This window comes from Gluconacetobacter azotocaptans, from assembly GCF_014174355.1.
In the GTDB taxonomy this organism is placed as follows: Bacteria; Pseudomonadota; Alphaproteobacteria; order Acetobacterales; family Acetobacteraceae; genus Gluconacetobacter; species Gluconacetobacter azotocaptans.
Genome location: NZ_JABEQF010000036.1, coordinates 1 through 7,742, shown reverse-complemented (window position 1 = coordinate 7,742; position 7,742 = coordinate 1). Strand labels below are relative to the sequence as shown.

Here is a 7,742-nt window from a genome sequence, read left to right as displayed (position 1 = left end):
TGCCCTCCAAGACGCGGTATGCAGCGCAATCGACGACGTCGGTCACAGTCAAGCCGCCGCCTGCTTTGCTGCCGCCGGATATGAACCAGATTGATCGGATTATGCTCTAGGACGAGCGGCGGCCGTAGTGCCTCGTTTACCGTGCCCTGGCCGACCGACCGGCCCCCCCGGGTGCCCCTTTTGGCCGGCCGGCCAGTGAAGGACCACCCACCGGCTCGAGACGAAGAAAAATGGTTGCGCCGAAGGCGCGGCCGTTTTTTTGCCAGGGCGCGAGCCCTGGCCGCGACATGGTTCAGCCGCGTCTGGCGCGGCTGTCTGCAGTGCCGGGGGGCTGGGGCTGGACCATGTGTCCAAAATGGCGCCTCGCGCGATCCGGCCCGTGTTGTGGTTAAGGGCCGGGCGGATCGCCCGGCCCTCCGGATCAGTTGCGATCGAAGCAGGATAGCTCTTCCGCCGCCGCGCGGCGAGCGACGGAACGCCCGGGAGCGACGGAACGGCTGTAAGGACGCCACTCGTCGCCGGTCATGAAAACGTACGCGGTAACGGCACCTTGAGCGGCGACAAGAGCGGCAAACGCATTAACTCCGGCCTGGGCGGCGGTTGCGCGCGCTTTCCCTGCTTCGTTTTCCTGCCCGTCGATTCCCATGCGGTCCTCGTCACGATGCTGGTTGGCGAACGGTGATGAGAGGTCGCGCGCCTCGTTGGCTTTCTGGTCGTAGTGCTGGGCGGCACCATAGGCGGCGCGGACGTAACCATCGACGACGCGGTGCAGGTAGATCTTGAGGCCGAGTGCATTCATGCATTCCTGCAGCGCGCGGGCAGCAGAAGTAATGGCGTTCACCGTCGCCTCGCGAATAGTCGGCGCGTGAAGATCTTTGAGAGCGAAGAATTCGACCATTTTCGCAACCTGCCCGATGGTCGGCGCAAGGCGGGCAGCGGCCTCGACCGTGATTTGCGGCGCGGTCCGGGCTTCCTCGAAGCGTCGAACCGGGGCGGATTTCGCCTCTGCTGGGGGGGCCTCCTTGGCCTTGGCCGCCGCCTTCGCGCGGGGACCCTTTCCGGTGGCGGCGGCCAGCAGTTTTGCGGCTTGCGCGTCGGTCAAAGAGTCGGCAATGGTGGCAGCAGCGTCGGACATGAAAATTAGCCTTTCAATCTGGCGAAGTCCCGGTCGGGAAGGGGAAGTTCCCGGCCGGGGCGTTTGTCTTGAGGGCCATTCCCTCTCGACAAGAAAAGAATAGTACAGAATCCCAAATACTGGCAAGCAAGAACGGCAGAAAACCGCCGAATAATGCGATATTTATTTGGGGATGTGCCGCCTTTCCTGCTTGCAATACTGTCCGCAAACGAATGCTTTACTAGACCATATCCTGCCGGGGTGCGGGGCGGCGAGCGCCCGCGACGGTGACGAGAGCGCAGGGGATGGAGCGCTTTTCTGAGCCACATCCTGCCTTCGGCAAGACGACGGCCCGGGTGGTCTGTCAACAGGGGAGCGGCCTGAGCAAGCCGGTCGCCCTGCGGGCAGCGCGGGACCGCAGGGCCTGCGATGAGCGCGGGGTGGCCCAGGCGCGGCGAGGGTCGCTCCCCTGTTGATAGACCACCCGGGCTGTTGTCACACTGTAGCTGGATGCGGTGCGTAATCCCCGGAGCGTGCCCCCCTGACGCGCCGCAGGCGTGTCAGGGGGGTCGAGGAGCCGTCACGCTCCCCGCGCCCCCAGATTACTCCCCCTCCCCGCCCAGCACCTGGCCGCGCCCACACAGCGCGTTAGCGGGACCCGCCGCATGGCCGAGACCCCGCAGGGGGCTCGGGGCGAAGCCCGGGTCACGCGACCCGGAGCAAAGCGCAGGGGAACGCCCCATCGGGGCCGGAGTGGAGGATGGCCGGAGGTCGGGGACGAACATCCTCCCGGATGGGAGCTTTCAGCGGACGCCCATATTAAGCACCGACGTCCTTATCTGCTGCACCCGCTCGAAATTCTGAATTGCCAGACGCGCCAGGTGACCATCGAACATGATGCCGGCCTCGTTCACGAGATAGGTTCGGACTCTGAGTGGCGGCCAGCCCGGCTTGTAGGAGCGCGGCGAGAGCAGCGCGTCCACGACATCCGAAATGGACATCAGGCGCGCGATAAGGGGGATCCGAGATCCGGCGAGGCCAGCCGGATAGCCCAGTCCGTTGAAATGCTCATGATGGCAGAGGACCGCATCGTAGATCTCGGGTGAGAATCGGATCCTCAATGACCGAAGGAGCTCGACACCCAGAGCAGGATGTTGCCTCACGAGCGCGCGTTCGGCCTGATCGAGCGCTCGCCGCGCGGTCCATATCGAGGATGGAAGGGCCACCTTCCCGATATCGTGCAGACGGCCTGTGAGAAGGATTGTTCGAGGGGCCAGCTCTGCGCGCGCGAGTTTCGCGAGGAAGCAGGCCATTGCGCCGACCCGCCGGCCGTGCCCAGGGTCGATGTCGTCCGCGGCCGTCTCCAGAACCCGAAGCCGCCCTTCGTCACCCTCTGCAGGGCGGCTGAACGCTGATGTTGAACGCAACATTGGCGCCTCGCCTACATGCCGAGCGCGCGGCGATAAATATCGAGCAGGGTCTCCTGCTCTTCGACTTCGGCAGGCTCCTGCTTTCGAAGGCGAATGATTTGCCGAATGATCTTGACGTCGAAGCCGGCTGATTTCGCCTCGGCGAAGATGTCCTTGATGTCGGCGCTCAGCGCCTTTCGTTCTTCTTCCAAACGCTCAACGCGCTCGATGACAGAGCGCAGACGATCTGCTGCGATGCCACCGGCAGCGGGCGCATGGTCCGCATCAGAGGCAGCGGTTGGGCTGATCTGTAGCAACGGGATAATCCTCCAATTGATCGGGATGCGGCCTGGGCCATGTGCGGTGGCCATCCGCCAGCAGTTCGAGCCAGCGGCCGATCTTCCGGTCGCCGGTCATCCCCCCGGCAGCCAGACGGCGCAGGGTCGTACGATGCTCGCCGGACCGCTCGGCGAGTTGCCGCTCCGACCAGCCGATGGTGAGCCGGGCCAACGTGATCTCGTACGGCCCGAGCGGAGGCCGATTGCTATCGGTCGTCACGGCGGGTGAGAGCGGGCTTGCGAGACGACCGTGCAATGCCGCCAGCTGACCGATCCAATCGAGGAATGCCCTGTCCGCGGGGTCACCTTTGAGCCAACGGGTGATCCGGCCACGTGCGATCCCCGAGCGCCGTTCGGCCTGGCAAACACCCCAGCCGATGAGGGCAAAGGCGTCAGCCAGGCGATGTTGGCGATAGGGGGCTCCTGAGATCGCTCGTCCCGCCAGACGATCACCGAGCATGAACCTGCCCCCTTATCGCGTCAGGAGAAGCGCGGCGCCTGCCGTGCTCGCAACGGCGATGCCACATCGAAGCATCCCGATCGCGCGGCGCCCCCGACGCCGCACGAGCGCGGCAACAGGAACAAGGGCGATCTTGCCAAGAAGGACCACGCCCAGGCCGACCACGATCCAGATTAATGGGCCCCAATGCAGACGGGGCTGGGGCCAGGTCGCGATCAGCAGATGGAGCGGCCCAGTGTCCCGACACGCCGGAAGAAGCTTGCCCAACCATCCCCAGACGGGCCCTAGCTGATCTGCTGTCAGGAAGCCGTCGGTTCCGGCGCACGCCAACCCGACAACAAGCCCAGCCCACGCAGACCATCGGCTCCGCCGCCGCGCCGGCGCCGGTTGCGTCATCGACCGTCGATCGACGCCAGTGGCCGGTCCCCGATACGTAGCCGTCCATTGCACGATGGGCCATGAGCGCTGCCAAATCTGCTGATACCGAAGCTGGTGGCGGCTAGAGGGGAGCTGAGCCGGCATCATCGGCGCCATCCCCCCACGCCATCCCACGCCTGGTCCAGAGCCGCCTGAACGACCCCCTGCGCGACAGGGCTCCCGATAAACGGACGGGATCTGGTGATCACACGCGCCTCCTGGCGCAGGAGCGGGAGCGCCCGCCTATCTTGTATTCCAGCGATCAGATCCGTGCCGTATGCCCGGAGGGCGCCTATCAGGGCGCGATCCAGGGAGGCGTGCTGTGCTATGTGCGCCCGGTAATCTGATACCGACGCGAAGCGCATCGGATTAGATTCGAGCTCAACCAGCTGCATCAGCACGCCGAGGACATATTCGTGGCGCGTCGGGCGATCGAACTGCCGTGCCCGACGCGGCGCCCGCAGACGCCGAGAGGCGTGGACTGCTCTGTGCCTCATGCCCGCGCCTCCGTTTGAGAGGCGGGCGGAAAGCGCACGCGGAGGGCCTTTTGCGTATGACCAGTCATGCGCTCATTGGGCCCAACCGACGTCCAGAGTGCAGCGCATTTGATTCTGTGGCTACCGGCCGGGGTCGATTAACGCCGCATTGGTACGGCTGGTCTGGGCGGCGTGGACTGGTTCTGCGGCGTCGATGCCGTTTTCGCGCACGCCGGCGGGAGCTCCTCAATAAAGCGTGATGGCTCGGCAGGCCGGTTGCCCCGCATCGCGCACCAGCTGATCGTCGCGCGCTTCATCGGGCGGGTGAGCGCGACATAGGCAAGCCGCCGTTCTTCGTCCTGGTCGACATTGTCTCCAGTCTGCGGAAACAGCGTGCTTTCCCAGCCAGGCAGGAAGATCTCAGGGAACTCCAGCCCCTTGGCCCCATGGATCGTCATCAGGCGTACGCGCCCGTCCAATCCGTCTCCGGGCGCGCCGGCACCAAGCGCCGCGTGATCGAAGAGATTCTCGACGGATGAAAAATTCTCCGCAATGCCCAGCAGTTCGTTCAGATTTTCGAGTGGATCTTTGCCCTCCTCGCCCTGGGCGCGAAGCATCTCGAAATATCCCACCCGCCAAAGCAATCGCTCAATCCGCTCGGCGATCGTCAGATCTGTCTCTGCGGCCACGTCATGGATCGTCGCGAGGAACGCCTGCAGCTTTCCGGCCACGACACCGAACCCCGGCGCGCGCTCGGCCGCGGCGAACAACGAGAGGCTCTGCTCCCGGGCCGCGAGTTCGAGCTGGGCGAGCGTCTTCCCCCCGACGCCGCGCCTGGGCACATTGACCACACGGCGAAACGCCTCGTCGGACTGGCGGTCGTACGGACTGACAGAAAGGCGGAACAACGACAGCGCGTCCTTCACCGCGCCGCGTTGCCAGAAGCCCGTGTCCCCGACGAGGACATAGGGGATCTGCTGGTGGAGGAGTTGCTCCTCGATCACGCGGCTGAGGTAGTTATAGCGATAGAGGACGGCGATATGGTGGTAGGGTATACCTGTTGCAGCCCTCCTCCCGATCTCGCCGGCGATTCCGCGCGCTTCCTGGTTGCCGTCCCGATATGCCACGACCTTGATCGGCTCACCGGCACCCTCTTCCGTATAGAGCGTCTTCGGCAGGCGGTGCGGGTCGAGGGCAATGATGGCGTTCGCCGCATCGAGTATATGGCCGGTTGACCGGAAATTCCGTTCGAGCGCCACCATGCGGCCATGCGGGAATTCCTTCAGGAAATTTCGGATATAGCCGATATTCGCTCCGCGCCATCCATAGATACTCTGCGCATCATCACCCACGGCGAAGAATTCACCGTGATCGCGAGCAAGCAGACGCAGCCAGCGATATTGCGTCAGGTTCACGTCCTGGAACTCGTCGACCATGACGGCGTCGAACCGGCCGGCCCATTCTCTGCGATACTCTTCGCTTCCTGCCATGGTCCGCGTGGGGAATAGCAGCAGGTCTCCGTAATCCGCGGCATTCGCTTCCCGGAGCGCGGCCTGGTAGAGCGGATAGATCCGCGCCGCTTCGCGGACCAAATATGCCTCGTCGGTCTGCTCGCGGCCGACCTGCTCCCCGGCTGCCGTCCAAGCCTCGTCAGGAGGAATGAGCCGTTCCTTGAAGTCGCCGATATAGTGAGCGATCCGCTTCACCCGTTTGCGGAACAGTTCACTGTTCCCGTCATCCTCGAGGGCCGCGTCAGACACCCCTCCCTCGCCCTTCAGGATCCGCCGAACGAGGCGTACCGCGTCTTCGGCAGACAGGATTTCAAAGCCGGACCTCAGCCCCGCTATGCCCGGATCCCGTCGCAATTGCCGACAGCCGTGTGCATGGAACGTCCCGACCCAGGCCGGGGTCCGATCATAACCAAGCGCTGAGGCAATGCGCTCGCGCATTTCGCGCGCCGCCTTGTTGGTGAATGTGACCGCCAGGATGCGGTCAGCGCGCATCTTGCGTCGCTCGATGCGATCACAGACGCCGGCGACCAATGTTGCGGTCTTTCCCGTGCCGGCACCCGCCAACACGACAACAGCACCCTCCAGACGGGCCGCCACGAGTTGCTCCGGGGTGAGCCGAGCGAAAACGTCAGTGCGCAAAACGTGCGCCCAGTGCGCCTGCACGTTTCACCCATGGGATATGCTGATCTCTGTCGCACATGGCTGAACTCTCCTCTTCACGGCGAGTGAAACGTGGAGAGGTCCAGAGAGCAGCCCAGAACGCGTCGTTGAATGTCAGCTGGCCTGCAAATGCCGGGTCACGATGGTCTGGACCGCCTGGTTCCAGTCCTTGGCATTCCCTCCTGGCACAATGCGATAACAACGAACGTCGTCCTGGTCGGCGAGCACAGCGAGGCGGCTGGCGTATTTGTCACCTGCTTCGTCGTCGTCGACGGCCAAGACGAGCTCAGCCTGCGGATCCTGAGAAACTTCGCCAAGCCATTGTTGAATGGCGGCGACGGTATGTGGCCCCATGCCGCCGGCGGTGGAGACGTAGACGGAGCGACGCTCCTCGAGCTTCAGATCGAGGAGCGAGCATGAGAGCGCATCAATGGCGGCCTCACAGACCACCATGCGGTTGATGCGGAGCCCGGCCGCCGGCACGTAGCGGAACAGCGTCTTGGTTGTGTTGGCCTTGCACATATGCACTCCCGGCGCCCGCAGCTCGGCGCCGCAAACGATCCCGGCGCTGTCGTGATGAGCGAACCAGGCTGCTCCTCTCGGCCCCTCTCGTAATATGCCCTGTGCAGCCGCACAGCGGATGACTGCCTCGGGTAGACACCTTTCGTTCGCCAGATAATTCCACGCGCGGGAGCCCGGGCGGACCTGACGCGTCGTTCGCCAGCACTCGGCGACCGAGCGACCATCAGATGGCTTCAGCGTGCGCACGTATTTGAGGCCCGCGGGCTCGACGCCGATCAGCGCACCGAGTTCGCGACAGGTTGCCCTCCAGGTCAGCCCAGGCTCCAGGAACTTCAGCAGGTCGAACACCGTGCCTTTCCGCTCGGAGCCAGTGTCCCACCACCCTTTACCCTCATGGTTGACGATGATGACTTCGCCCTTGCCGCGACGGTATTTGAGGTCGCGCCGTGTGCTCTCGGACTTGTCCAGCGCATAGCCCGCGCGTTCAAGGAGGAGCGCGCAGGATACGCCGTTGCGGATGGCATTACGATCGTCATCGGTAAGGCGAAAAGAGACGAGCATGGCGTCCTCCGATATTCTCGTGAAGAATAAAGTAATTTTGCACTGTGTTCAATTAATCTGAAGAAGAGACCTATATTTATTTTCTGTTTTTATATTCCAACGTTGACCACATAAGTCGGAAGAAATAATTTATATTATCGATAAGCACGCGACCGAGAGCGAGGCCGCGCCATGTCGTGCGCCCGGGCATCGCCCAGCACATCGGCGGTCAGGTCCAGGGCCCGGATCATCGACGGCGCATCGGTGAACCCCGCATCGACGACTGGAAAGCCGC

General features: G+C 63.8%; 6 protein-coding genes. All 6 read right to left on the bottom strand.

Annotation, left to right across the window (positions count from 1 at the left end):
- Nucleotides 1-421: 421 nt before the first annotated feature.
- The 6 genes from HLH34_RS18855 to HLH34_RS18830 all read right to left on the bottom strand — a co-directional run bounded on the left by HLH34_RS18855 (nucleotide 422) and on the right by HLH34_RS18830 (nucleotide 7,468).
- The gene (locus tag HLH34_RS18855; RefSeq protein ID WP_183121105.1) at nucleotides 422-1,135 is read right to left on the bottom strand and encodes a hypothetical protein; all 714 of its coding nucleotides are present in this window, start codon (nucleotides 1,133-1,135) and stop codon (nucleotides 422-424) included.
- Nucleotides 1,136-1,917: 782 nt separating this feature from the next.
- Nucleotides 1,918-2,544, bottom strand: coding sequence for an HD-GYP domain-containing protein (locus HLH34_RS18850; RefSeq protein ID WP_183121104.1), 627 nt, complete (start codon nucleotides 2,542-2,544; stop codon nucleotides 1,918-1,920).
- 11 nt (nucleotides 2,545-2,555) lie between these two features.
- Entirely contained in the window at nucleotides 2,556-2,831 is a 276-nt protein-coding gene (locus HLH34_RS18845; protein ID WP_183121106.1) for a DUF2312 domain-containing protein, read from the bottom strand.
- On the bottom strand, nucleotides 2,809-3,321 hold the full coding sequence (locus HLH34_RS18840; protein ID WP_183121103.1) for a helix-turn-helix domain-containing protein: 513 nt from the start codon (nucleotides 3,319-3,321) through the stop codon (nucleotides 2,809-2,811). Before HLH34_RS18840 ends, HLH34_RS18845 begins: the two co-directional genes overlap by 23 nt.
- Nucleotides 3,322-4,372: 1,051 nt before the next feature.
- Nucleotides 4,373-6,322, bottom strand: a complete 1,950-nt coding sequence (locus HLH34_RS18835; RefSeq protein WP_183121102.1) for a UvrD-helicase domain-containing protein — start codon at nucleotides 6,320-6,322, stop codon at nucleotides 4,373-4,375.
- 177 nt (nucleotides 6,323-6,499) lie between these two features.
- Nucleotides 6,500-7,468 (bottom strand): DUF3991 and TOPRIM domain-containing protein, encoded by a 969-nt coding sequence (locus tag HLH34_RS18830; RefSeq protein ID WP_183121101.1) that lies wholly within the window; start codon nucleotides 7,466-7,468, stop codon nucleotides 6,500-6,502.
- Between the last annotated feature and the right edge of the window lie 274 nt (nucleotides 7,469-7,742).